Origin of the sequence: Pseudoalteromonas aliena SW19 (assembly GCF_014905615.1) — a bacterium.
Classification (GTDB): Bacteria; Pseudomonadota; Gammaproteobacteria; order Enterobacterales; family Alteromonadaceae; genus Pseudoalteromonas; species Pseudoalteromonas aliena.
In genome coordinates, this window is record NZ_AQGU01000029.1 from 322,312 (window position 1) to 346,742 (window position 24,431).

Sequence of the window (24,431 nt, forward strand, 5' to 3'; positions counted from 1 at the left end):
GTGAAAGCGGTTATAACGTAAAAGTTTAACCGCTTTTTTTGTGCCTTAAATAAGACGCAGGCGATAAGTGAGTTTTAAGTGCGCAGGTTGCGTAAATTATGGCTTATATCGACTATAGTATTAGCTAAACGTCTTATTGTTTGAAAGGTAAAGCTTTGTTAATGTTCGTCGATTATTCACGGATTGAAAAGGCGGGGCGATACACAATGCGCTCTATAACTAAAATACAAAAAGAGAAACGTGCTTTATGATCATCTTTTTTATCTGCCTCACTATTTTAATAATGGGTTATAAGTTTTACAGCCCATTTGTTGAAAAACAAGCCGGCTTGGATCCAACTGCTGACACACCACAAAAACGCTTTAGCGAAGGTGTCGATTACGTCGCTATTCACCCTGTAAGAGCATTTTTAATTCAGTTTTTAAACATTGCTGGCGTAGGCCCAATATTTGGTCCAATTTTAGGTGCATTATACGGCCCTGTTGCACTAGTATGGATTGTACTTGGTAATGTTTTAGGTGGCGCTGTACACGACTTCTTCTCAGGTGTAATGAGTATAAAAGAAGACGGTAAAAGCCTACCAGAAATTGCAGGCCATTATTACAACGTCGTATTTAAAGGTTTTATGCTTGTATTTACTGCCATGTTACTGTTTTTTGTAGGTGTGGTATTTATTATGAGCCCAGCAGGTTTGCTAAGTAACCTTGATTTTTTTGAAGGGACAATACTGGCAAATAATACCTTTTGGGTACTTGCTATTTTAGCGTATTACTTTTTAGCTACCTTGCTACCAATTGATAAAATTATCACTAAGTTTTACCCAATTTTTGGCGCGCTAATGATTGTAATGACAGTGGCAATTGCTATTTCATTACTTATTAATGCGCCGCACTTACCGGTACCAAGTGACTTTTTAGCCTACTTTGAAGCCGACCACGCACATGACTTTTTAGAACCAAACTCTGATGGATTACCAACATGGCCATTGTTATTTATAACAATTACCTGTGGTGCTATTAGTGGTTTTCACTCTACGCAAGCGCCTATTATTGCGCGCTGTTTAACGAACGAAAAATACGTACGTCCAGTTTATTACGGCGCAATGATGTGTGAAGGTATTGTTGGTTGTGTATGGGCACTTGCTGGTATTGCAGCGTTCCCAGAGGGTTACGCAGGCTTAAAAGCATTGCTTGATCAAGGTGGTCCAGGTTTAGTAGTAAACCATGTAGCGAATAGTTACTTAGGTGTATTTGGCGGTATAATGGCAATTATTGCAGTCGCCGTATTCCCAATTACCTCTGGTGATACAGCGTTTCGCTCACTACGTTTAACAGTTGTTGATGCGTTTAATATTCCACAAAGTTTACGTAACCGCTTATTATTGGCTGTTCCTATACTGACGATTGCGTACTTTATGACGAAGCTCGATTTTTCATTAATTTGGCGCTACTTTGCATTCTCAAACATGCTGCTTTCTACAAGCGTATTATGGCTTGCCACTAAGTACTTGTTTGACCGTGGTACATTTCATTGGATCGCCAGTGTTCCTGCTGTTATTGCCACTGCGGTAACACTGTCTTATATTGCGACCGCAGCGATTGGACTTAACTTATCAAGTGATTTAGGTAAACCTATTGGCGCTGTAGTTACAGTGATTGGCTTAATTGTTTTAGCAATTGTGCACTCAAAGCATAAAGTTAAACCAGCAATGTAATAATAATCACATAAGTTATTTCAAGCATTAAAAAAGCGAGCTATTCATAACGAATAGCTCGCTTTTTTGTGTAGAAAATTTAGGTATTACTGAGTTGCAAGTTCAAAGTAACTGTTATCGTCGAGCGTTTTGCTTATCATCATAGCGCCCTCAAGCAAGCTTACTGTTTGAATAGCCGCTTTAGTAGGATTTAGTTCACCATTAGCTAAGTGCGCAGCGCTAAGCCATGTTAAATTTTGATTAAAAAAGCGTTTTACTTCAAGGCGTACTTTATCTGGAAGGCTATCGCTTTCGGCTCCTAGTAACCCACATAAACACATTTTACGGTCGGTAACTAATGCACTTCTAAAAAGCTGAGTGTACACATCAATAGGATTTTTACCGCTTGCTTTAAGCTCGCTTGGCTCGCCTAACGCAGCTAAAAAAGAATTAGTATATTGATGAGCAAGCTCTGCACCTAAATCGGCCTTAGTCGGAAAGTGATAGTGCACACTGGCGCTTTTAATGCCGACTTCGCTGGCGAGCTCTCTAAAACTAAAATTACTGTACCCGCCAAGGCGCACCTTGTTTTCGGCTGCTTTTAATAAAGCTTCTTTCTTACTCATTTTTAATATTTCCTATCGGCAATAGTAAAATTATCAACCGATAGGTAGTTATTTACAAGCATTTTTATTTTTAAGCAACCCCCTAATTTTACAATGAATTAAGTTAAATCCTATAAATCAGAAAAATTTAAACGTTGACTTAAATTTAGTTTAATATTATAAATTACCTATCGATAGGTAGGTTGCTGCCATTAATTCACTTTTAAACAATAAAGATAGAGATTGCTATGAAAATTTATGATGTAGAAAACTTTCCCAATCCACTTCGTGTTCGTATCGCTTTTGCTGAAAAAAATGCTACTGCAAATGTTGAGTTTGTACCTGTTGATTTATTAAATGGTGAGCACAGAACAGAAGCCTTCTTAGCTAAAAATCCATTAGCAGGAGTGCCCGTATTAGAGCTAGATGACGGCACGTTTATATCAGAAAGTACCGCTATTACTGAGTATATTGATACCGCATTTGAAGGCCCATCGTTAATGGGTAAAACAGCAAAAGAGCGTGCAGTAATTAACATGATGCAAAAGCGCGCAGAATCTATGGTGCTTGACGCTGTAGCAACTTACTTTCATCATGCAACTGATGGCTTAGGCCCAGAGCTTGAAACGTATCAAAATGTGGCTTGGGGTGAAAAACAAGGAGAAAAAGCACGCCAAGGGTTTAGCTATTTTAATAATGTACTAGCGCAATCTGCGTTTGTTGGCGGTGAGCAGTTTAGCATTGCAGATATTACATTGTATGCGGGGCTTGTGTTTGCAGGGTTTGCACAAATAGCAATCCCTAATGAGCTTACCCATTTAGTTGCATGGCAAGGAAAAGTAGCACAACGTCCAAGTGTTGCTGGTTAATTAGGTTGTTAGTTTAAGATTTAAGTGGAGTTACGGTTAGGAGCCAAATATGAAAATTGCTGCCGATTTTAGTAAACGAGTTGTTGTACATAGCGAAACGCTCCCGTGGGTTGCATCGCCAATGGCCGGAGTTGATAGGCGAGCGCTCGATAGAGTGGGCGACGAAGTTGCTCGCGCAACGACCATTGTTCGTTATGCACCTGGCAGTGAGTTTTCACCGCATGTACATACAGGCGGTGAAGAGTTTGTTGTGCTTGAAGGGGTATTTCAAGATGAGCATGGTGACTTTGTGGCAGGTTCTTATATCCGTAATCCACCGCAATCAAAGCATAAACCGGGGTCTGAAAATGGCTGTGTTATATTTGTAAAGTTATGGCAGTTTCAGCCAGATGATCGAGCGCATGTGCGTTTGCAAACAAACTTGATGCAAAGTACGGCGCACCCTAGTTTTAAAAATGTCGCCGTAACTCCTTTATACAAAGACGACTTTGAAGACGTAAGCTTGTTGCACTTTAAGCCCAACGCCTGCATGGTTATAAACGCAAAAGGTGGAGCAGAGTTCTTAGTACTTGAAGGCTCATTTGATGAGCAAGCCGATACTCTTGTAAAAAACAGTTGGTTAAGAGTGCCTATTAATAGCTCCGTTAACGTTAAAGCGGGAAGTAATGGTGCAAAAGTATGGCTTAAAACGGGCCATTTAACTGATGTAGAAAACCAGATATCTCGCGTACAAAATGCATAATTGAGTCGTTTATTTGAGACTATTTATTAATTTAGTTCAGGACTAATTAATTTTAGAAGGTGTACTTTTACCACTCAGCCTATTTAAGGAGAGCAGTAATGGTACACACAGCACATGGTTTATCTATTGGTCTTGAACGTGCAGGAAGAGAGTTTTTTTTAAAACTCAAAGCCGTTGGTACGCTTACTCACGACGATTACAAGATAATTACCCCAATGATAAACTCAGCTCTTGGCGAAGTTAAGCACCCAGTCGTGAACGCCTTAATAGATGGTAGCGAACTTGAAGGTTGGGAATTACGCGCAGCGTGGGATGACTTAAAATTAGGTGTTAAGCACTCTAAAGAATTTAAAAAAGTAGCTATTTACGGTAATAAAGAGTGGCAAGCTCGAATGGCAAAAATAGGTAACTGGTTTATATCGGGTGAGGTTCAATACTTTGAAAATGCTACCGCAGCCATAGATTGGTTAGACGAATAATAAATCCCTTCTCCCAAAAAATAGCGCTTACAAAGCGCTATTTCAACTCTTAAATAAAGGACTTATAGCGAGCGTCTAATAGTTTTTGCTTATTGTTAGGTATCAATTTTATCAAAATACGTTACTAAGCTATCAATAAATGAACGAAGTGCAAGTGATTGATGTTTCCTGGAGCGGTAAATACCGTATATGCTCAAAGTTTGTGGTTTAAGGTGTGGTAGTAAATGTATTAACTTTCCATTATTTATATATTTCTGCGCAGCAAACTTAGGTTGTAGAGTTATTCCTTGATTATTAAGAGCAGCTTTTAACAGTAAGCTCGAATCATTAGCACTGAAGTTACCAGCAATCGCCACAGATACGGGTTTTTCAGGGTGTGAAAAATGCCACATACTTTTTTCAAACCGTGAATAGTTTAAACAGTTATGGCGACTCAAATCATCCGTAGTTATAGGCTTAGAGTTTTTTTCTAAATATTCTGGGCTTGCACATAATACTGAATGGCATTTCCCAAGTGGGCGAGCAATTATATTAGGATCTAAGTCATTGGTAATTCTAATTGCTAAATCTATTCGCTCTTCTACTAAATTTGTAACGTGATTACTAATTTGTACATCAATACTGACTTCGGGGTGAGCGCGTAAGAATTGTTGGAACATATCTGGTAGTACATCATGTGCTAAAAAAGGCGAGCACGACAACCTAATTTGCCCGTTTAATTTGTTATTACTTTCTATCGGCGCACTAATGTTTTGGGCGATGGCAATGAGCTCTCGGCTATGATTAAGTACTTTTTCACCCTCTGCCGTGAGTGTTATTTTTCTTGTTGACCGATGGAGTAGTTGGGTATTTGCCCACTTTTCCATTTGATTCAAATACCGTGTAACCATAGATCTAGACATATCTAAAGCACGGGCAGCACCGGCTAGACTTTTCTGCTCTACAATTTTTATAAATACATCAGCTGCAATAATTCTATCCATTCACTTTGCCTATATGTTCGATTTATGCAACAGATAGTTGCATTCTGGCTAGTTTTTAATTCTTAAATTGCAACATACAATAGCCTCATCTTAACGAAATAACAAACAGGCTACTGAGAATGAAAAAAGTTAAACACGTATTAGCAGCAACAGCTTTATTAGCAAGCACATTAATGCAACCGGTATTAGCGCAAAGTGAATTAGTTGTGGATGTATATAACCCACAAGACAAAAGTATTTTTGCTGTCTCATCAAGCATTATAAGTGGTAATAACGAAGTGTTATTAGTGGATGCCCAATTTCAGCGTAATGATGCACAAGCATTGGTTGAAAAAATAAAAGCGAGCGGTAAAACATTAACAGCTGTTTATATTAGTCACAGCGACCCTGATTTTTACTTTGGTTTAGATGTAATTAAAGCTGCTTTTCCAAAAGCAAAGTTATTAGCGACTAAATCAACAGTAGAGAATATTAAACGCTCAATGCAAGGAAAGTTAAATTATTGGGGGCCTATTTTAAAGAGCAACGCACCAAAAGAACTTATTTTGCCAGAAGTAATACTATCAAATACCCTAACTATAGATGGGAAAGAAATTATTATTAAAAATTTACAGCATGATCCAAAGCATACTTACCTTTGGATCCCTTCTATAAAAACAGTGCTGGGTGGGGTTGTAGTATTTGATCAAATGCATGTGTGGTTGGCTGATTCGAGCACTGCCGCAGAGCGTCAAACTTGGCAGTCAACATTAGATAACATTGAGAATTTAAAACCACAGACTGTTATTCCAGGTCACTTTTTACAGGGCAGTAAACAAGACCTTTCTGGTGTGTCATTCATGAAAGGGTACTTAAATAAAGCGGATAGCGCTGCAAAAAGTTCAAAAAACTCAACTGAATTTGTAGAGATCATGACTCAAGCCTACCCTGGTTTAGGTGCAAGAAGCATTTTAGAGTTGGGCTCAAAAGTGGTTATGGGTGAGATGCAATGGCACTAAGTGCCCTTGCGTTAAGCAATTATTTTGATAGGAAATATTTAATGAAAAACGCAACGTTACATATAATTGTTGACCCTTTATGTGGTTGGACTTATGGCAGCGTGCCCTTGATCACCGCTGCTGAAAATATTGATGGTTTAATTGTAAAAGTACACAGTGGAGGCATGCTAACAGGTGATAATGTCAAACCTGTGACTCCTGCATGGCGTGAATTTGCACTTAAAAACGACAGTGTCATAGCGAAGAAAACAGGTCAGGTATTTGGTAGTAACTATACCGATGGGCTTTTAAAAACCAACGATATTATACTCAACTCGGCTCAGGCTATTACCGCTATATTGGCAGCGCAAGAGCTTGGTATATCAGGTGGGGAAATGCTTAATAGTATTCAACATGCTTATTATGCTCAGGGTAAAAACATTATGCAGCTGCATGTACTGGCTGATATTGCATTGGAGCTGGGTTTAAACAAGGCCTTATTTGAAACCCACTTTAATGCGCTAGAAGGCGATGCAACAGATCAACATATAGCACAAAGCCGCGGCTTATTACACGATATTCATGGGCAAGGTTTTCCTAGTGCAGCATTTGAATTTGACACAGGTAAGTGGAAAAAAGCTGATATAGCCCATTATTATGGAAAAACTGAGCAGTGGGTTACCTACTTACAGCAATCAGTTGCGCTAGTATAGTGTGATGAAACTTCTAAATAATAAAGCTGTTTATATTACAGCTTTATTGAGCTTCCTTTTTATAGTGCAAGGGTGTGTGAAAATGAGCAACATAGACATAATTAAAAGTACGTATGAAGGCACAACATCACAAGAGAATGGGCAAAATCTAGTTGCTCATGCAAGTGATACTATTACTTGGAAAGAGGCTGACGGTTTTGCTTATGCTGGTACATACCATGGTATGAATGACATTACTGAACATGTTTTTCAAAAGCTTGCAAGCGAGTGGTATAACTACACGTTTACGCCACAAAACTACTTATCCCAAGATGATACTGTTGTAGTGTATGGCACGTACTCTGGTACTTATATTAAAACGGGTAAAAAAATGCAAGCTAGGGTCGCGCATATTTGGCAGCTTAAAAATCAAAAAATAACGCACTTTGAACAAATAGTGGATAGTAAAATGGTGTTTGATGCTATGCAGTAACAACGCGTTACTGCATATATTTGAACTTACAAAACATTAGGTCTATTAAAGTACATCAGCCAGCACAGGTAATGCCGGAAATGCCCCTTTAGCTAAACAGGCTTTTGAGCCGCATTTTAGGCCAAAGTTGAGGGCGCGTTTTACTATTTTCTCATCATTTATTTTAGTAGTAAGTAATACATCTTCATTGTTATGGTTTAGATAATATAAAACACCAGCAATAAAAGCATCGCCTGCGCTTGTTGTATCAACTGCTGTAATAATTGGTGCCGATTCACTTAGCGTGAATTCGTTATGATAAACTGTCGCAGGCTCAGGACCATCTGTTAAAAATACTACGCTAACACCAACATCTAAAAGTGATTGTAAATAACCCTCGGGTAGCTGCTTTGTTTGTTCTGCTAAAAAGTTTAACTCATCACGAGAGAGTTTAACTATGTCGCAATACTCATAGCAAGCACGTACATTTGCTTCAATATCATCTATGCTTTGCCATAAGCTGTAGCGTAAATTTACATCAAAGCTTACTAATTTATTGTTACTTTTAGCAAGCTGCAAAGCGCTAAATGTAGTTTGCGCAATTGCGTTATTGGTAAGCGTGTTTGAACAAAAGTGTAGGGTACTTAGTTTCTCCCATTGAATTTGCGCCAAGTGAACACTCGTTAAAAGCAAATCGGCCGTATTTTGGCGATAAAAATTAAAACTGCGCTCGCCTGTATCATCAAGGCTAACTATTACCATTGCAGTTTGCGAGCCCATAACTGTAAATAAGTAGTCAGTGCTTACATTGTATTGTGTAAGTGCTTTAGCAAGTTGCTTGGCAAAGTAGTCATCGCCCATACCACCACAAAAAGCAGCTTTACCACCTAACTTTGCATAGCCTACGGCTACATTAGCAGGTGCGCCGCCTGCGATAGGTAAATAAGCACTGTTTTGAGAGTCTTGTGGCAGCATATCAATTAATAGCTCGCCTAAGCACAGAAGTTTAGTCATTTGGAATATCCTAAAAAGCCTAGCAAGGCTAGGCTAAAAAACGTGAAGGGTGTTATTTATACTTTAAAAGGTGCTACAGTGACTACTCACCGCAGCGCAATACACACATTTAGTTAAAAGCGTATTTTAAAGTTACCGACGTTGTGCGGCCGTTAATAGTACGGGCACGAATAATATTGTTTTCAGGTACTGAGCCTTCTTCGGCTTCTGTAATACCTACTGTATCAAATAGGTTATTCACATTAAGCGCAATATTAAGGTTTTCAGATAGGTCGTAGCTTACAAAGCCATTTACCTGCGTGTAACCATCAAATTTAAGGTCATTATTATCTTGCGCGTAAGCATCAGTTGTACCAATAAAGCTTAAACCTGCCGCACCTTTTTCATAGCTGTAACGAGCCATTAGTGAGTAAATTAAATCAGCTTGACGGCGTGGCGTGTTCCCTACAACGTCAGGAGTTAGGGCATCTTTTGCTATTTCTGCATCGGTCCAGGTTAAATTACCGCGAAAATCCCATGCATCAATAAAGTAAGTAGATTCTATTTCAATCCCTTTTGCTTCGTATTCACGGTCAAAAAACGTTTGTGATGTTGCTTCAAAATTTTGCTCTTCAGTTTCGGCAAAAAACGCAGTAGCAAACACTGATAATGAATCAAAGCGCTTTTTAACACCAAACTCAAACTGGTTTACTTCATCAACAGCGTCTTCTTTTGCAACAGAGCCGTCGGCGCGTACTTTACCAAATAAAAGACGGTCAGCATTTGCACGCCCACCTTTACTAATACGTGCAAACGTAGCAAGGCTTGGGTCAATTTGATAATTAGCACCAATTGAATATGAAGAATAGTTCCAGTCGTAATTTACTGGGCTGGCGTTGGCAATATCAATACCTGCAACGTTTTGTTCCGGAATTGATATTTCACCGTCGCGGTTCATATCTACAGTTGATGTTACGGCACCTGCATAGTTACCGCGAGCTTCGCCACTGTCGTAACGGGCACTTGCATCAATGCTTACGTCACCCAATTTAGTAGAGAATGCAACATATGGTGCACGGGTGTCGTACTCTGTGTCGTAATCACGTTGGCAACAGTTTCCCCAGTAAGGTGTGCCATATGCATATAAACCATTTTCTGAAAATTCAGTACCGTCAGCTGCAGTAACATTTAATAATGCTGCATTGTCGCCTTTAAGCTCCATAAGGTATGAATTCCATAACCACGACATAGCAATGTTTTGAGTTGACGCGTAATAACCAAAGGTAATGCTGGTGTCATCATCAAACGATTTAGTTAGTTTAAAGTCGTTAACTAATGAATCGAAGTCGTTCATTGTTACGTCAAACGTATGAATTCGCATAGCGAGGTCGTCGTTAAATGCAGCGCCCGTGTTTGCGTTACTGAGTGTTGCTCCTACACCACCAATGCTCTGTGCAATAGATGATGCGCTGCCAACCTCTGCAGGAATAAGCGAGTTAAAGTTGCCGCTTATTGATGATTTACGAAAACGGTTTTCGATACGCCAATCGTTATCTAAATCAAATACAGCTTCAAAACCAACAGAGTCAACTTTTGGATTCATACCATCGCGGATATCGCCGCTACTGATTTGGTTTTCACCATTTAAACGTACTGTTTTAGTAAATAACGCTGAGTGAGGTGTGTCTGATTGCGCATCAAAGCCAGCAATAGAGTCACCATTTGAGTACATTGGCATAGGAAGGTAGCCAACACTCTTATCGTCTAAGTGTTTGTAATAAAGGCGAACGTAACCGTTGTCGAAATCTTTTGTAAGGTTAGCTTTTATTTGGCCACCTTTATTAGACGTGTAACCTGTTTCGCGCGGGCCTTCGCCTTGTCGAACAAAGCCACCAACATGAAAACGCACGCTATCGGTTAAATAAGTGCCGTATTCAAAGTCTGTACGAACGCTGTCGTAATCTAAGCCAAGAGTTGTAGATACACTGCCAGATTCGTTTTCGCCATTTTTAGAGATAAAGTTAATAATGCCACCAGGTGCATTACTTGCTGCAGTAGATGCTGAGCCACCACGAATCGATTCGATAGTTTGCACAGTGTTATCTAATCGCATAAAAATATCTGAATTACCAAAAGCGATATCACCGTATTGCAGTACAGGTAAACCATCTTCTTGTAATTGTAAAAATTTTGCACCGCCTGAAGCAACTGGCAGGCCACGAACAGCAATATTTGCATTACCTTCGCCACCTGTCGATTCTGCACGAATACCAGGAATGATTCTAAAAGCCTCGGCTGTTGAGCGAGGAGTAGACACCTGAACTTGTTCAAGTGATACGCTACTAACTGAAACGCTTGAAGCCATGATTGTTGTTCGACGTGGTACGCCGGTTACAACTATTGTTTCAAGACCTTTGTTTTGTGATGCTTCAGGTGTTGCTTGGTCTGTTTCTTGTGCGTTAACGCCTTGACTTACGGCAAGTGCTAAAGCGCTGATTAAATATAAAGGTGTATTGTGTGTTGTCATGTGAACGCCTCGTTGTGTTGATCCCAGTAGGATTTGTTATTTTCACTTAATCGATTAAGTAAAAATAACAAATATTTTACAATAAGCAAATTATTTTGTGTTTAATTTGCTCTTTTATTATTCATATGTTGATTTTAAAAGTATTTTTTATTGTATTGAGATACAAATTTATTAAGCTGTTGGGTTATTTTCTTGTAAAGCACTCATTGATGGGTCGCGTAAATAATTGAATAACATAGCTACAAATAAAATCACGGCAAACCCTGTTGCTAAGTAAAAGCCATAGCGCACATGGCCAAAGTAATCGCTGATCATACCCATAAATAAAGGAGCTAAAGCAGCCGATAATGCGGTAAAAAATAATATAACGCCGGCTACGGCTCCATGGCGCTCAGCAGGAAAACACGATATACCTTTAGAGTTTAAAGTTGGATAAACCATAGACATAAATAAACCTGAAAGAGGTAGTAACCCTACAGCCCAGTCAACGCCACCAATAAGTGTACCCACATAACAAAGCGCAATACCTAAGCTTAAATAAGCCATAACACCTTGCCAGCTATAACGATTTAGTAACCATACGGCAATAAAACGACCTGCAGCACGTAGTATAAAAAATATAGTAAGTGCATAAGTGGCAAGGAGCGGCCAAGAGCCTGTGTAGTCCTTTAATAGCGTCGGCATCCATACATAAATAGCCACTTCAGTCGCTACATAAAGTGCAATAGCTAAAGAAAAGCCAAGTGCATAAGGGTTTTTTACCATTTTCATGGTGGTGGCCAAAGAGGCTGGCTTTTCAGTTGTTTTAACTACGTCAGGATAGTCTGCGCGCCATGCTAATAAAGCAAGGATTAAACACATTATGCCCGCAGTAATATACAGGTATGTCCAACTAACGTTTTGCACTAATAAAACACCAACTAGAGCAGGGCCTACAATAGCGCCAATGCCAAAAAAGCCCTCAACCTTGTTCATGGTTTTAGTATGGTCGTCGTTACTATGTGAAATATCGCCAAGCAATGCCAGCGCGCCGGTTTTAAATAAACCAATGGCCAAGCCTATGCAGCAAAGCAATACTAAAAAGAAAGTAAAACTGGTGCTAAATGCAAATAAAAAACAACTCGCGGAAAATATTAATAGACCTAGCATAATGGTTTTTTTACGGCCAAGGCTGTCAGCTAAAAAGCCTAAAAATAATCCACTAAAGGCAATGAGTGCCATAGGAGCGTAATGAAATGCACTAGCTTGAGTCATGCTCAAACCGAAATCTTTTATAAGTTCGGGGATTATCATGCCGACTGCGTCAGAGGTCATGGCAAACATAAAAAACATCATGTATGTAAGCCAGCGTATTTGTTGCAGTGGGTCGCTGCTTACGTGTGTGTGTGATTTTGTCATGTGTTTATTCCTCGTTAAATTCTCTATTAACACTTCGTAAGTCAGTCAGTTGCTTACTGTAGTATTACGTGAGACACGAAATTTGTATGTAAAATTATTAAAAATTACTTGTAAATTATTACTCGCTAGTTAAAGATATATCTTAATCGATTAAGTTTCAACATGGTAATCACACAATGATGAAGAATAAAGTTCAATTGATCACATATGCTGATCGAATCACTGGCCAAAATATAGGCGCGCTAACCACACTTTTAAACGGCCCTTTAAAAGGCGTATTTGGTGGTGTGCACTTATTGCCATTTTATAATCCTATTGATGGCAGCGATGCTGGCTTTGACCCTATTGATCATAGTGAAGTTGATTCTAGAATAGGCACTTGGGAAGACATACAAGTATTAGGTAAAGATCTCGACTTAATGGCAGACCTAATTGTTAACCATGTATCGGCGCAGTCTTTTCAGTTTCAAGATGTATTAGCTAAAGGTAAGCAATCAGAATTTTGGGATTTGTTTTTAACCAAAGATGATGTATTTCCAAATGGTATGAGTGAAGCTGAGCAAAAAGCAATTTACCGCCCACGTCCTGGTAGTTGCTTTACTCCAATGAAATGTGGTGATGGTAAAACGTATGACTTTTGGACCACTTTTACCGATAACCAAATTGACATAAACGTAAAAGTAGAAGCCGGTGTTGCGTATTTAAATAACGTACTTACTAAATTTTCGGCTAACAATGTAAATATTATTCGTTTAGATGCGGCGGGTTACGCCATTAAGCAAGCTGGCACTAACTGCTTTATGCTTGATGAAACGTTTGGCTACCTAGATAACTTATCTAAGCAAGCAAACGATTTAGGCATGGAAACCATTGCAGAAATTCATAGCCATTATCAAACTCAGGTAGAAGTGGCAAAACGCGTAAATATGGTTTACGACTTTGCGTTACCACCGCTTATTTTACACAGCTTATTTAACAACGATGTAGATGCACTGCTCAAATGGTTACAAATTTCGCCACGTAATTGCTTAACTGTACTTGATACACACGACGGTATTGGCATTATTGACGCAGGTCCAATGGGCGACAAACCAGGGCTATTAAATGCACATCAGATTGATAACCTAGTAGAAACTATGCACGCTAACAGCAACAACCAAAGCCGCCAAGCTACGGGCGCTGCGGCGAGTAATGTCGACTTATATCAAGTTAACTGTACGTACTACAACGCATTAGGCGCTAAAGACTTTGATTACTTACTGTCGCGTGCAATTCAATTTTTTGCACCAGGTGTACCACAAGTGTATTACGGCGGCCTATTTGCTTGCGAGAATGATATGGAGCTATTAGCTAATACAAATGTTGGCCGTGATATTAACCGCCCATATTTAGATGCAAATATAATCGACAAGGCCTTAAATAAGCCTGTAGTAAAAGGTTTAATTGAATTAATTAAAATTCGCAATTCACACCCCGCGTTTGCAGGTGAATTTAGCGCCCAAGGTGAAGGCAGTATGTGTTGTTTATCGTGGCAACTAGATGAGCAAACTATTTCACTCACTGTTGATTTTAAATTACGCCATGCACTTATTACGCAGATAAACGGTGATGAAGAAACAACGATTAACTTAAATTCATTTTTAGCTTAATGTTATAAAAGTAATTTACAAACGCCATGTAAAGCAAAAGCCAAGCTACTTAAGCTTGGCTTTTTAACACATAAAACTATTACAAGGTTTGTAAGCTAACTACTCGCACCTATCTCTAATTCGTAACTAACTTCCTGAGTTTTTTCTTCTTTAGAAATAAATAATTCAGCGGCTATAACGCCTTTTTCTTGGCTGTTTTGATGAATAGTGGTGAGGCGAGGTACAAACCGGGCTGCTTCATCAATACCATCAAAGCCCACAATACGCAGTTCTTCACCTATTTTGATGTCTTGTTTTATTGCTTCTCGCATTGTGGCAAGGGCAATTAAATCACTCATACAAATAATAACGTTAGGACGAGGGGAGGCACTTAAAACCTCCTTAGCAGCAATGCTTGCAAAACGCTCGCTACTTTCAGGAATGTTCCAAATACGATCGTCAGCTACCGTAATATTTGCCTCGCTTAAAGCGCGTTGGTACCCGCGTAAACGTTGATGCGAAATAGATTGTCCGGTTTCAAATTCGTGATGCTCATACACGCGGCATAATACGTTTTCATCAAGTAGCCTAAGCCCTAATATAGCCACTTTATCGCTTTGATTATGCAGTACGTGTTTAGCAATTTCGTAACTTGCTTGCTCGTTATTAATATTTACAGAGGCATTGCGAGCAATATCAAAATCAATTGTCACTACATGTTTAGACACTGTTTTTAACTGCTCAACTAACGCGTTATTACGAGGGCGGCCATAACAAATAAAGCCATCTACAAAGTCGACCACGTTATTAAGGTTATCGCTATTACCTGAAAACAATAAAATATTAATGCCGTTTTTTTCAAGCACCGAGGTAACACCGCGCATAAAGCTACTAGCCACAGGGTCCGATACCATGTATTCCACACTATCGGGCAACACTAAAGCCACAATATTAAATGTGCCGTTACGCAATGATTGCGCGGCCTTATTAGGCCCATAATAACCAAGCTCTTTACATGCATTAAGTATGGCTTCACGGCGTTTGGCAGAGAGTTGATCTGGGCGATTAAACGCGTTAGAAACCGTCGCATTAGACACGCCTAATTCTTTAGCGATACTTTTTAGGGTCCAGCGGATTGGTTTGCTCATTAATTACTCTTAGCCATTAAACAGGGTATTAATAAATTAACATATTCAGCGAGTTAGCAAAGTAAAAAATGAGATTTTAGGGCTAATGTCGGCACTCTTTAGGGGCAATGCCAAAGGTTTGTTTAAATAAACGGCTAAAATGACTCGCACTATTAAATCCAACATCAAAACAAACTTTACTAATTGCATGGCCTTGTAGCAATTGAGTACGCGCTTTTTTTAGTCTTAGCTGTTGCTGCCAAAGGGCTGGGGTAGTGCCAAATGCGAGTTTAAATTGTTGATAAAACTTACTTCGGCTCATGCAGGCTATTTTGCACAAGGTGTTTATGTCGAGCGTTTCACTTAAGTGTTCTTCAATATAAAGCAGGGCATCGCTCACTGTTGTTTTAAGGCGTGGCTTATCGCAGCTAGCTAGCAATAGCTCGCGGCTTTGTTGTTGTAATAAACGGGTGATCAATTCGTTTAACGATAAATCAATCAAGTAATGTCGCTGTGCGCCTTGCTCATTAAATAAATGCACCATGCGCTCTAATAACTGCTGCGTTTGAATATTATGCTGGGTATGCACTAACTGAGGTACATATTCAAATAAGCCATCGAGTGCAAAGTTTTGCTGCATGTTAAGTGCATTAGCCACGCTCGTTATTTTGTCTTTGCTAATTTCAATGGCTAAACAGGTGGTAGGGGTACTCATTGAGGCTTGTGGAAAATCAATTAATACACCTTGCTCTGGCGCTAATACAAACGACTCGTGTGGTAAAAATGCTTTATGGTATTGGCTGCTTTCTACGTGCATTACCTTTTTGCCGCTAAGCATGGCACAAAATAGTAACTCGTTTGAGTGCAGTGCCACCTTTTGCGCACTTTGATACGTGTCGTAAATACTCAACTCACTGTTATCGGCCGCAAACGAAACTTTGTTTTCTATTAATACATCAAGTTGTTGGCGTTTTTTATTTAACTGAGATGTGTGCATATCAATCCTTTAGGTTTTTATTAGTGTGGACTCACAGACAACTTTTGTGGACAGCTAATCAAGTTTTTAGGCGTTTGTTAGTTTAATGTCAAACAACACTGATTAAATATAAAGCATTTTGATTTATATAAATGTTCGACCTTTAGCTAATAACAACAAAGAGAGCACACTCATGATATATGCAAATCCAGGCAGCGACGGCGCACTTTTAAACTTTAAACAACAATACGGTAACTACATTGGCGGAGAATGGGTAAAGCCTGTAAATGGCCAATACTTTGATAATATAAGCCCAGTAAATGGGAAAGTATTTTGCCAAATACCGCGCTCAGACAAAGACGACATAGAGCTGGCTCTCGACAAAGCGCATGCAGTGCGAGCGCAGTGGGGCACAACGTCGGTAACTGAACGCAGTAACATACTGCTAAAAATAGCCGATCGTATTGAGCAAAACCTTGAGTTACTGGCTGTTGCCGAAACATGGGATAACGGTAAAGCAATTCGTGAAACACTCGCTGCTGACATTCCGCTAGCGGCTGATCACTTTCGCTACTTTGCAGGGTGCCTGCGATCGCAAGACGGCACAATAGGTGAAATAGACGAAACCACCGTTGCGTATCATTTTCATGAACCACTCGGTGTTGTGGGGCAAATCATCCCGTGGAACTTCCCTATTTTAATGGCCGCCTGGAAACTAGCGCCAGCACTTGCTGCAGGTAACTGCGTAATTTTAAAACCGGCTGAGCAAACCCCAGCTTCTATTTTAGTATTAATGGAAATTATTGGCGACTTACTCCCTGCAGGCGTATTAAATATTGTAAATGGCTTTGGTAAAGAAGCAGGTGAAGCACTGGCTACAAGCAAACGCATCGCTAAAATTGCATTTACGGGTTCAACGCCTGTGGGGTCACATATTTTAAAATGCGCTGCTGAAAATATTATTCCTTCAACGGTCGAGCTTGGCGGTAAATCGCCTAATATATTTTTTAATGATGTAATGGAAAAAGACGACGCGTTTTTATCCAAAGCCATTGAAGGTGCCGTGCTTGCTTATTTTAATCAAGGCGAGGTGTGTACGTGCCCATCAAGGCTGTTTATTCAAGAAGATATTTACGAGCAGTTTATTGAAAAAATACTCGAACGTACCTTAAAAATTAAACGCGGAAACCCACTCGACAGCGAAACTATGGTTGGCGCACAAGCCTCAAAAGCACAGTTTGATAAAATACTCAGCTACATTGAAATAGGTAAAAAAGAAGGCGCAGAAGTGCTCACTGGCGGAAACGTAGAGCAGCTAAGTGATGACTTAAACGGTGGTTATTACATACAACCTACGCTGCTTAAAGGCACAAATGACATGCGTGTGTTCCAAGAAGAAATTTTTGGCCCTGTTATTTCTATGTCGACTTTTAAAGATGAAGCCGAAGCACTCGAGCTTGCCAACAGCTCAGAGTTTGGTTTGGGCGCCGGTGTGTGGAGCAGAAACATGAACCGTGCTTATCGCATGGGTCGTAAAATAGAAGCAGGGCGAGTGTGGACCAACTGCTATCACATGTACCCAGCACACGCTGCTTTCGGTGGGTATAAAAAATCAGGAATAGGCCGCGAAACGCACAAACTAGCACTCGAACATTACCAGCAAACTAAAAACCTATTAGTAAGCTACAGCGAAGATCCGCTTGGCTTCTTTTAAAAAAATTTAAATACAACAGCCACTCAACAATGAGCGCGCTGCATATTTGCAGCGCTTTTTATTTTAAGGGGGTCATTGCACCACTTACAGCTTGTTGTAATACATAAATAGGATACTAATTGAATTAAAATGTTGAAACTTCAGCTCTCTAAATAATTCATTAACTGCGTTAAAATGTGATTTAATAATACGTACTATTTTATAAACAGCCGCTGTATATATCGACAGTAATATATATTTTGTCTGATATTACTGATCTCCACCATTTTGGTACATTTCCGCACTGACTAAAAAAATTGGCAGCTAACTAATTGTTTACAGGTGTTTATTTGATGGCTAAAATAAATAAATTGTAATATATGGACATTTGTCGGTTTGTAAAATGACAAATGTCGTAGACAAAGTTGTTGAACAAAGCCGCTACGCGGAGCTAGCAACCTTCAGCATAATTGCCACACTTGTCATTGGGACTTCCCCCATTTACCGGAGAAAACCAATGACCCCATTAAGACAACGCGTCATAGACGAGATCCGTTTAAGAGGCTACTCACCACGTACCGAAGAATCTTATATAAATGCACTCGCTCAGTTAGCTAATTACTACGATAAATCGCCTGACTTAATTAATAAGGAAGAGCTTGAGGCGTATTTTAGGTATGTAAACCTAACACAGCACTTGTCGCGTGCAACGATTGCAGTAAAACTCAATGCCGTTAATTTTTTATATAAATATGTACTACAGCGCTCATTCAGCATTGATATTGTATTGCCTAAAAAAGCACACAAAATACCGATACTGCTAACACGGGATGAGGTTCATCGCCTGTTTTTAAATACGGTATCTGCACAACAAAAAGTCATGCTTTGTATTTGCTATGGCTGCGGACTCAGAATAAGTGAATTACTGAATTTACGGGTTGTTGATATTGAATTTAGCCAAGACTGCCTATGGGTTAGAGCAGGAAAAGGGAATAAAGACCGTCGTGTCATATTACCTAAAAGCGCAGTAAGGCGATTAAACGCTTATATAGCAGGCTTTTCCCTTGGCAGTATGCTGTTTTGTACTAATTGGGATAAAGAAAAAGCGATAGATGCAAAAACGTTTAGTCGTGGATTAAAACGTGCGGTAGTGCGGGCTGACATTGCAAAAAATGTATCAGCGCATAGTTTGCGTCACGCTTATGCTACACATCAAATTGAAGCCGGTATGCCGCTTCACCAGTTACAAAAGCAGTTGGGACATACGAGTATTCGTACGACAGAGCGTTATTTACACTGGTTGCCAGAGATGGCACATAGTAGCCATGATTTAATGGCTGCGTGGGAGGAGGACTAAGATGGCAACGACGCATCATGTTGCAGATGTCTTAGCGCAACACCTCAGTAACTATAAAGAAATCCATGCATTAACCTATCAACAACAGCGAGTGTGTCAGCACATACAGGACTGTCGAACCGTAAAGTTAGGTGCTCAGCAATGGCAGTGTGATCGCTGCGAGCATAATAAAACAGTGTACTGCGCATGTAGAGATAGACACTGTCCGCAGTGCCAAGGGCATGTTAGCGAGCAATGGAGTGAACAACAAAGTAAAGATGTTATCAATGCGCCTTATTTTCATCTGGTATTTACACTCCCTCATGAACTAAATGGATTAGCAAGGCAATATCCGCGTGAGATTTACAGCTGTTTATTTCATGCTGTATGGCAAACACTCAGTCAGTTTGCGCAGCGTAAAAAACAGCTACAAGGCACGTTAGGAATGACTGCGGTGTTACATACATGGGGGCAAAGCTTTGCTCAACATATTCATTTGCACTGTTTAATTCCAGGTGGCGTATTAACATCGTCAGGTGAGTGGCGCGGTGTTAAAAAGCCGTATTTATTTGCAGTAAAAGCCTTAGCAACCGTGTTTAGAGCAAAAATGCTAGCAGCCATTAGGGCACATAAACTAATGATACCTCAAAGCGAATTGCTCATGAAAAAATCATGGTGCGTACACAGCAAGGTGAATTTGACCGAGCCGAAAACGGTGTTGAAATACCTTGGGCGCTACACACGTAAAGGCATGTTGCATGAAGGACGACTCAAGCAGGTAACAAAAGAAAGTGTCACGTTTAGCTATAAAGACTACCGAGACAGCAAAATAAAGCGAATGACATTAACGGGCATAGAATTTATCAGGCGCTATTTACTGCATGTGCTCCCAAGTGGATTTATGCGAATACGACACTACGGTTTTTTAGCCAGTGCGTGTAGAGCCAAAAAGCGGGATATTATCAGCGCACAAATAGGTAAGTATGAGGCTGTAAATCAAGGAAAGTCAGAGACACCAGTGCCGGTTAGCGTTAATTGGCCGTGTCCATCATGTAAGCAAGGGCGGCTGATACTGAAAAGCCTCTGTATAAAGGATGCAAAAATAGACGGCCTAGCGACGGGAAGCATCATAATGAATAGTGGTTAATAGTAAGTCGAACCGTTAAAATAACTCGTTAACTAAGTTGGTGTAACAGAGGATCAGCTTAGATGTGGTGCTGCCTAAAATAAGCAAAAAAGATAACAGCAGGCAGAAACGCTATAAAAAAGCGTAGAAATGAAATTAATGAACAGTAACTAACCCGTCTAGTAGTAAAAGGGTGTCCAATAAAACTGCAATCAACGACTTCCCTAAAAAAGAGAATTCCTATAGCATTAAGCATACCAATAAAAATGTTGAGTGAGGAGTATGCTTCGTTCAACAAGGTATTTATACGATACAAACAACGTAACGTATAAATACTAAGACGTTAGTGTGATTAGTTTACTACCAGTGCATTTTTTTAGGTTAAGTTTTTATCAAACGGAACATCAAAATGAGAGCGTTATTTTTAATCTTTATGTTTACAGTTTTATCTGGGTGTTTGAGAGATGTTGATCACAACCCTATTGTTGACCGTGAAAAATTAGTTGGAGAGTACTCTAATTATACTGATACGTTGTTAGTTCGTTCGGATAGAACATATCTTAAGCAAATGATTAATGGTTATGAACAAGGGCATTGGTCGGTTTCTGATTCTAATATGAAGCTAAAGTCAGAAAATAAAATAATTACTTATATTAAAGTTTACGAAGTAGATGGAGTATATGAATTGATTATGAAAGATCGCAAGCGACAAGATCCTGATACTTATGATTTAAGTAAAACGATGAAACGTGTGTTCAATTAAATCACACTAACAAGAACATTAAACGGAAAAAATACAGTTGGCTGTTTCACTCCGTGCACATTATAGCCAACAATATTTTTCCGCTTATGTAAGCGTTATAAGCCAAGGTATATGAATCGAATATTGGTGTTACTTTTCACCATTCTGATTTCAGGATGTGAAATTGAAAATGATAATCGCATAGGTTTCGGCATGAGTGTTGACTTCCTTGTTCCTTTGGATTGCATGAAAGCAACAATTGATGAAAGTGAAGGAGTAAGCAGTCTAGTTTTAACTGATTCAGAGTTTTTCTTTCAAATTGAAAACTACAATGTAACGTTAATGGTTCAAGAGCAAAGTGAAGAGAAAACAAGTTTTGAACTTGATATAGATGGTCAGCATTTTGAAGAAGATAATGGTGTTTTTTATCAAAAAGCCGATTTTATTGTAAAAGATTTTAAAAAACGATTAATAGCTAAATGTGCAATTAACAATGGCTTATAACAAAAACATCATGGTGGGAATTTTATTCGCTGAAAAGGCGCTCCTAAAATCCCCATATGTTAAGCGTTAGGTGCACGGAGATTACCCTCACTCATGGATGAAAATTTAGATTATGCAAAGTATATGATTCGTTGGGTTAATAAACTCGAATTACCTTCCGTAAGTGTCTCAGATAAATCATTTAAACTTCTTCAACAATATTGGCTTGCTGGCAATGAGGTTGATCTAGAAGAAGTTAGGGAACAACTATGGACGTGGGTTGATGAAAACGGAGGACCAGCACCTTCAACGGATAAAGCTATGTGTAATGTCCGAATGGTTTTATGCCTTGCTTATGAAAACAATCAAGAGCTCAAGGAAATGGGTTACTTCGAAGACCTTTTGGTTAATGTCGGTGTACCGAGAAGTGAAATTCAACTATAGTGCACCTAACAAGCTAATAAATAAGGACTAAAAACAGTTTGCTGTTTTCGTCCCTCAACATTTTAGCAAACAATTTTTAGCCCATTATTAGGGCGTTGAGGCTGTAGAATTACTCTTTTTAGGAACGTATTCTACTATTTCAAATTGATTGCTTTTTAACCTTGAATCCATCTGTTCGCTGTGATCTAATAGATATTATTCCCCACGGTAAACTGTTATGGCTAACTACAAGCCTGACTTATCCTGTCAAAATAAATTCATTCCTATCAATTTCGCTGAGCAAATTCTGCCTGGCACTTTTGAGTATGCCCTTTGTTATATTGTCGAAAATAAACTCGATTTATCGGGATTTGACGCGTGGTACAACAATGACAAAACGGGCGCGGCGGCGTATCCACCTTCGGTAATGCTAAAGATTATTTTACTTGGTTATGCACATGGTTTAATTAGTAGCCGCCGAATTGCTAAAGCGTGTGAGACGAACATTTTATTTATGAGTGTGTCGGGTGATATCCAGCCACATTACACATCGATAGCGGGTTTTGTGGCTAAAATGCATGAACAGATTGAGCCACTTTTTACGCAAGTGCTGATGATATGTGATGAAGAAGGCTTGATAGGCCGTAACATGTTTGCCATTGATGGGTGTAAATTAAAGTCCAATGCGAGTAAAGAGTGGAGTGGCACATTCGATGAGTTAGGTCGCAAAAAAGCAAAACTAGAACGCGCAAGCAAACGTATTATTGAACGCCACCAATCACAAGATGGGCTGGGCGAAGAATTGATAACTCAGGATTTAAAACAAAAAGAAAAGCTAGATAAAAGTGCAGGTAAAATTACCGAGTTCTTAGCCACTCACAAAGAAAAAATAGGCAGTAAAGGCAAGCCTGTTAAAAGTAATATCACTGATCCAGATAGTGCGAAAATGACCACGTCAAAAGGGACAATTCAAGGCTACAACGGCATCGCGATTAATGACGATAAACACCAAATCATCCTGCAAGCACAAGCGTGGGGCTCAGTGGGTGAGCAACAAACTCTACAGCCAGCTGTTAAGCAATTAAAACAACAGCTCGATAAATTAAACACTGACAAACCCAAAGACGAGCACACGATTAAATTCACCGCAGACAGTGGGTTTAACAGCGAAGTGAACCTTGAATATATGGCGAAAAGTGGGTTCGATACCTACATTGCGGATAACCAATTTAGAAAACGAAATCCGCTGTTTAAAGACAGCGAAACATACGAAACAGAGCAAGAAAAACGCCGACTAACAAACTAATATTGACACCCACTTTAAATTTTGCACTTTTTAAAATTAAAGACTACGTTTTAGTTAATACAAATAAAAGCAGGATGTCTTATGGCAATCGCAAGAAAGCGTCAAGTAAGTTTGGTTGATACAAAGTACTACCACTGTATCTCGCGTTGTGTTCGTCGTGCTTTTTTGTGCGGTGAAGACCATTTTACGGGGCAATCTTACGAGCACCGCAGAGGGTGGGTTGAAGACAAACTGCTTGAGTTAGCTAAGATATTTTGTATTGACGTCTGTGCTTATGCCGTTATGAGTAACCACACGCACTTAGTGTTGTATGTTGATGATAAAAAAGCGAACCGGCTGAATGATAAAGCGATTGTTATTCGCTGGCACAAGCTGTGCAAAGGCACCGTACTCACGCAAAAATACATACAAGGTGAAAAGCTAAGTAAAGCTGAACTTATCTTTTTTAATCAAACGGTAAAGGAATATCGAGAGCGTCTATCAAGTATTAGTTGGTTTATGCGGGTGTTAAATGAAGACATTGCGCGCAGGGCAAATAAAGAAGATAACTGCACTGGCAGGTTTTGGGAGGGACGATTTAGTTCGCAAGCATTATTAGATGAAGCCGCATTGGCGGCCTGCATGGCTTATGTAGATTTAAACCCCATCAGAGCCAAAATGGCAGAAACGCCCGAAGAATCAGAGCATACTAGCATCAAACAACGCTTAACATATGCAAGGGAAGGCAAGCAACCAAAACAACTCCAGCGCTTTGCAGGCATGCCGTGTCAAATAATGCCAAAAGGGCTACCGTTTGAGCTTAAATCGTACCTTGAACTTGTTGAACTAACAGGGCGTTGTATGCGAGAAGATAAACGCGGGTATATTGATAATATGAACCTTCCTTTGCTTGAAAGGCTTAATATATCCCCAGAAAATTGGTTAAAACTCACCACACAATTTACACGCGTATTTCATGGTGCAGTAGGCAGGCCCACCTCACAAGCAAGTTACTGTGAAAACTTAAACAGAAAACGGCGAGTTAATATAAGTAATTGTGAAAAGCTATTAGCATAAACCTTAAATTACCCAGTAGAAAAGTTAAAACTGCATCATGCAGTCATTTTCATGCATGTAATTTAGGTTTAACAGTGATAATGGCTTATTTAATGAGCACTTTAT

At 39.5% G+C, this 24,431-nt stretch carries 22 protein-coding genes and 1 pseudogene; 16 read left to right on the forward strand and 7 right to left on the reverse strand.

From position 1 onward, the window contains the following. Nucleotides 1–247 precede the first annotated feature (247 nt). Complete coding sequence (locus PALI_RS17835) at nucleotides 248–1,714, forward strand: carbon starvation CstA family protein (RefSeq protein WP_193156925.1); 1,467 nt, start codon at nucleotides 248–250, stop codon at nucleotides 1,712–1,714. A gap of 86 nt (nucleotides 1,715–1,800) precedes the next feature. On the opposite strand, the gene PALI_RS17840 is transcribed toward PALI_RS17835, so the two are convergent. Further along, nucleotides 1,801–2,319 (reverse strand): TetR/AcrR family transcriptional regulator, encoded by a 519-nt coding sequence (locus tag PALI_RS17840; protein ID WP_024597781.1) that lies wholly within the window; start codon nucleotides 2,317–2,319, stop codon nucleotides 1,801–1,803. A gap of 227 nt (nucleotides 2,320–2,546) precedes the next feature. Here PALI_RS17840 and PALI_RS17845 point away from each other — a divergent pair, with 227 nt between their 5' ends. From PALI_RS17845 to PALI_RS17855, 3 genes are all read left to right on the forward strand, one after another. Continuing rightward, nucleotides 2,547–3,167 (forward strand): glutathione S-transferase family protein, encoded by a 621-nt coding sequence (locus tag PALI_RS17845; RefSeq protein ID WP_193156927.1) that lies wholly within the window; start codon nucleotides 2,547–2,549, stop codon nucleotides 3,165–3,167. Between the two features lie 49 nt (nucleotides 3,168–3,216). Beyond that, nucleotides 3,217–3,909 carry a cupin domain-containing protein gene (locus tag PALI_RS17850; protein ID WP_193156929.1) on the forward strand — a complete coding sequence of 231 codons (693 nt, stop codon included), beginning with the start codon at nucleotides 3,217–3,219 and terminating at the stop codon, nucleotides 3,907–3,909. Nucleotides 3,910–4,007: 98 nt separating this feature from the next. Then, nucleotides 4,008–4,388, forward strand: coding sequence for a SpoIIAA family protein (locus PALI_RS17855; RefSeq protein WP_193156931.1), 381 nt, complete (start codon nucleotides 4,008–4,010; stop codon nucleotides 4,386–4,388). Nucleotides 4,389–4,483: 95 nt separating this feature from the next. Here the strand turns inward: PALI_RS17855 and PALI_RS17860 are convergent, their stop codons facing one another. Then, the gene (locus PALI_RS17860) at nucleotides 4,484–5,371 is read right to left on the reverse strand and encodes a LysR family transcriptional regulator (protein ID WP_193156933.1); all 888 of its coding nucleotides are present in this window, start codon (nucleotides 5,369–5,371) and stop codon (nucleotides 4,484–4,486) included. Nucleotides 5,372–5,490: 119 nt separating this feature from the next. Between PALI_RS17860 and PALI_RS17865 the strand changes: the two genes are divergently transcribed. From PALI_RS17865 to PALI_RS17875, 3 genes are all read left to right on the forward strand, one after another. After that, on the forward strand, nucleotides 5,491–6,369 hold the full coding sequence (locus PALI_RS17865) for an MBL fold metallo-hydrolase (RefSeq protein WP_193156935.1): 879 nt from the start codon (nucleotides 5,491–5,493) through the stop codon (nucleotides 6,367–6,369). A 41-nt stretch (nucleotides 6,370–6,410) separates the two neighbouring features. Beyond that, nucleotides 6,411–7,061: a DsbA family protein gene (locus tag PALI_RS17870; RefSeq protein ID WP_193156937.1), complete on the forward strand. Its 651-nt coding sequence runs from the start codon at nucleotides 6,411–6,413 to the stop codon at nucleotides 7,059–7,061. Nucleotides 7,062–7,143: 82 nt separating this feature from the next. Beyond that, on the forward strand, nucleotides 7,144–7,533 hold the full coding sequence (locus PALI_RS17875; protein ID WP_007378859.1) for a nuclear transport factor 2 family protein: 390 nt from the start codon (nucleotides 7,144–7,146) through the stop codon (nucleotides 7,531–7,533). Between the two features lie 45 nt (nucleotides 7,534–7,578). On the opposite strand, the gene PALI_RS17880 is transcribed toward PALI_RS17875, so the two are convergent. From PALI_RS17880 to PALI_RS17890, 3 genes are all read right to left on the reverse strand, one after another. Then, on the reverse strand, nucleotides 7,579–8,526 hold the full coding sequence (locus PALI_RS17880; protein ID WP_193156938.1) for a carbohydrate kinase family protein: 948 nt from the start codon (nucleotides 8,524–8,526) through the stop codon (nucleotides 7,579–7,581). A 109-nt stretch (nucleotides 8,527–8,635) separates the two neighbouring features. Then, nucleotides 8,636–11,032 (reverse strand): TonB-dependent siderophore receptor, encoded by a 2,397-nt coding sequence (locus tag PALI_RS17885; RefSeq protein WP_193156940.1) that lies wholly within the window; start codon nucleotides 11,030–11,032, stop codon nucleotides 8,636–8,638. A 171-nt stretch (nucleotides 11,033–11,203) separates the two neighbouring features. Further along, nucleotides 11,204–12,430 (reverse strand): MFS transporter, encoded by a 1,227-nt coding sequence (locus PALI_RS17890; RefSeq protein ID WP_193156942.1) that lies wholly within the window; start codon nucleotides 12,428–12,430, stop codon nucleotides 11,204–11,206. A gap of 176 nt (nucleotides 12,431–12,606) precedes the next feature. Between PALI_RS17890 and gtfA the strand changes: the two genes are divergently transcribed. After that, nucleotides 12,607–14,079, forward strand: a complete 1,473-nt coding sequence (gtfA, locus tag PALI_RS17895; RefSeq protein ID WP_193156945.1) for a sucrose phosphorylase — start codon at nucleotides 12,607–12,609, stop codon at nucleotides 14,077–14,079. Between the two features lie 95 nt (nucleotides 14,080–14,174). On the opposite strand, the gene PALI_RS17900 is transcribed toward gtfA, so the two are convergent. Both PALI_RS17900 and PALI_RS17905 read right to left on the reverse strand, forming a co-directional pair. Beyond that, nucleotides 14,175–15,206: a LacI family DNA-binding transcriptional regulator gene (locus tag PALI_RS17900; protein ID WP_193156947.1), complete on the reverse strand. Its 1,032-nt coding sequence runs from the start codon at nucleotides 15,204–15,206 to the stop codon at nucleotides 14,175–14,177. 82 nt (nucleotides 15,207–15,288) lie between these two features. Further along, entirely contained in the window at nucleotides 15,289–16,182 is an 894-nt protein-coding gene (locus PALI_RS17905; RefSeq protein ID WP_193156949.1) for an AraC family transcriptional regulator, read from the reverse strand. 172 nt (nucleotides 16,183–16,354) lie between these two features. Between PALI_RS17905 and exaC the strand changes: the two genes are divergently transcribed. The 8 genes and pseudogenes from exaC (at nucleotide 16,355) to PALI_RS17945 (ending at nucleotide 24,326) form a co-directional block, all read left to right on the forward strand. Further along, nucleotides 16,355–17,875 (forward strand): acetaldehyde dehydrogenase ExaC, encoded by a 1,521-nt coding sequence (gene exaC / locus PALI_RS17910; RefSeq protein ID WP_193156951.1) that lies wholly within the window; start codon nucleotides 16,355–16,357, stop codon nucleotides 17,873–17,875. 382 nt (nucleotides 17,876–18,257) lie between these two features. Beyond that, a complete protein-coding gene (locus tag PALI_RS17915; protein WP_193156953.1) occupies nucleotides 18,258–19,211 on the forward strand; it encodes a tyrosine-type recombinase/integrase in 954 nt (317 codons plus the stop codon). Nucleotide 19,212: 1 nt separating this feature from the next. Further along, the gene (locus PALI_RS17920) at nucleotides 19,213–20,337 is read left to right on the forward strand and encodes an IS91 family transposase (protein WP_226894566.1); all 1,125 of its coding nucleotides are present in this window, start codon (nucleotides 19,213–19,215) and stop codon (nucleotides 20,335–20,337) included. Nucleotides 20,338–20,725: 388 nt separating this feature from the next. Further along, complete coding sequence (locus PALI_RS17925) at nucleotides 20,726–21,079, forward strand: hypothetical protein (RefSeq protein ID WP_193156955.1); 354 nt, start codon at nucleotides 20,726–20,728, stop codon at nucleotides 21,077–21,079. Nucleotides 21,080–21,271: 192 nt separating this feature from the next. Then, the gene (locus tag PALI_RS17930; RefSeq protein ID WP_226894580.1) at nucleotides 21,272–21,562 is read left to right on the forward strand and encodes a hypothetical protein; all 291 of its coding nucleotides are present in this window, start codon (nucleotides 21,272–21,274) and stop codon (nucleotides 21,560–21,562) included. Between the two features lie 93 nt (nucleotides 21,563–21,655). After that, on the forward strand, nucleotides 21,656–21,985 hold the full coding sequence (locus PALI_RS17935; RefSeq protein WP_193156958.1) for a hypothetical protein: 330 nt from the start codon (nucleotides 21,656–21,658) through the stop codon (nucleotides 21,983–21,985). A 217-nt stretch (nucleotides 21,986–22,202) separates the two neighbouring features. Then, nucleotides 22,203–23,261, forward strand: a pseudogene (locus PALI_RS17940) (transposase); the annotation flags it as partial. Nucleotides 23,262–23,351: 90 nt separating this feature from the next. Continuing rightward, complete coding sequence (locus PALI_RS17945) at nucleotides 23,352–24,326, forward strand: transposase (RefSeq protein WP_193156960.1); 975 nt, start codon at nucleotides 23,352–23,354, stop codon at nucleotides 24,324–24,326. Nucleotides 24,327–24,431: the final 105 nt, after the last annotated feature.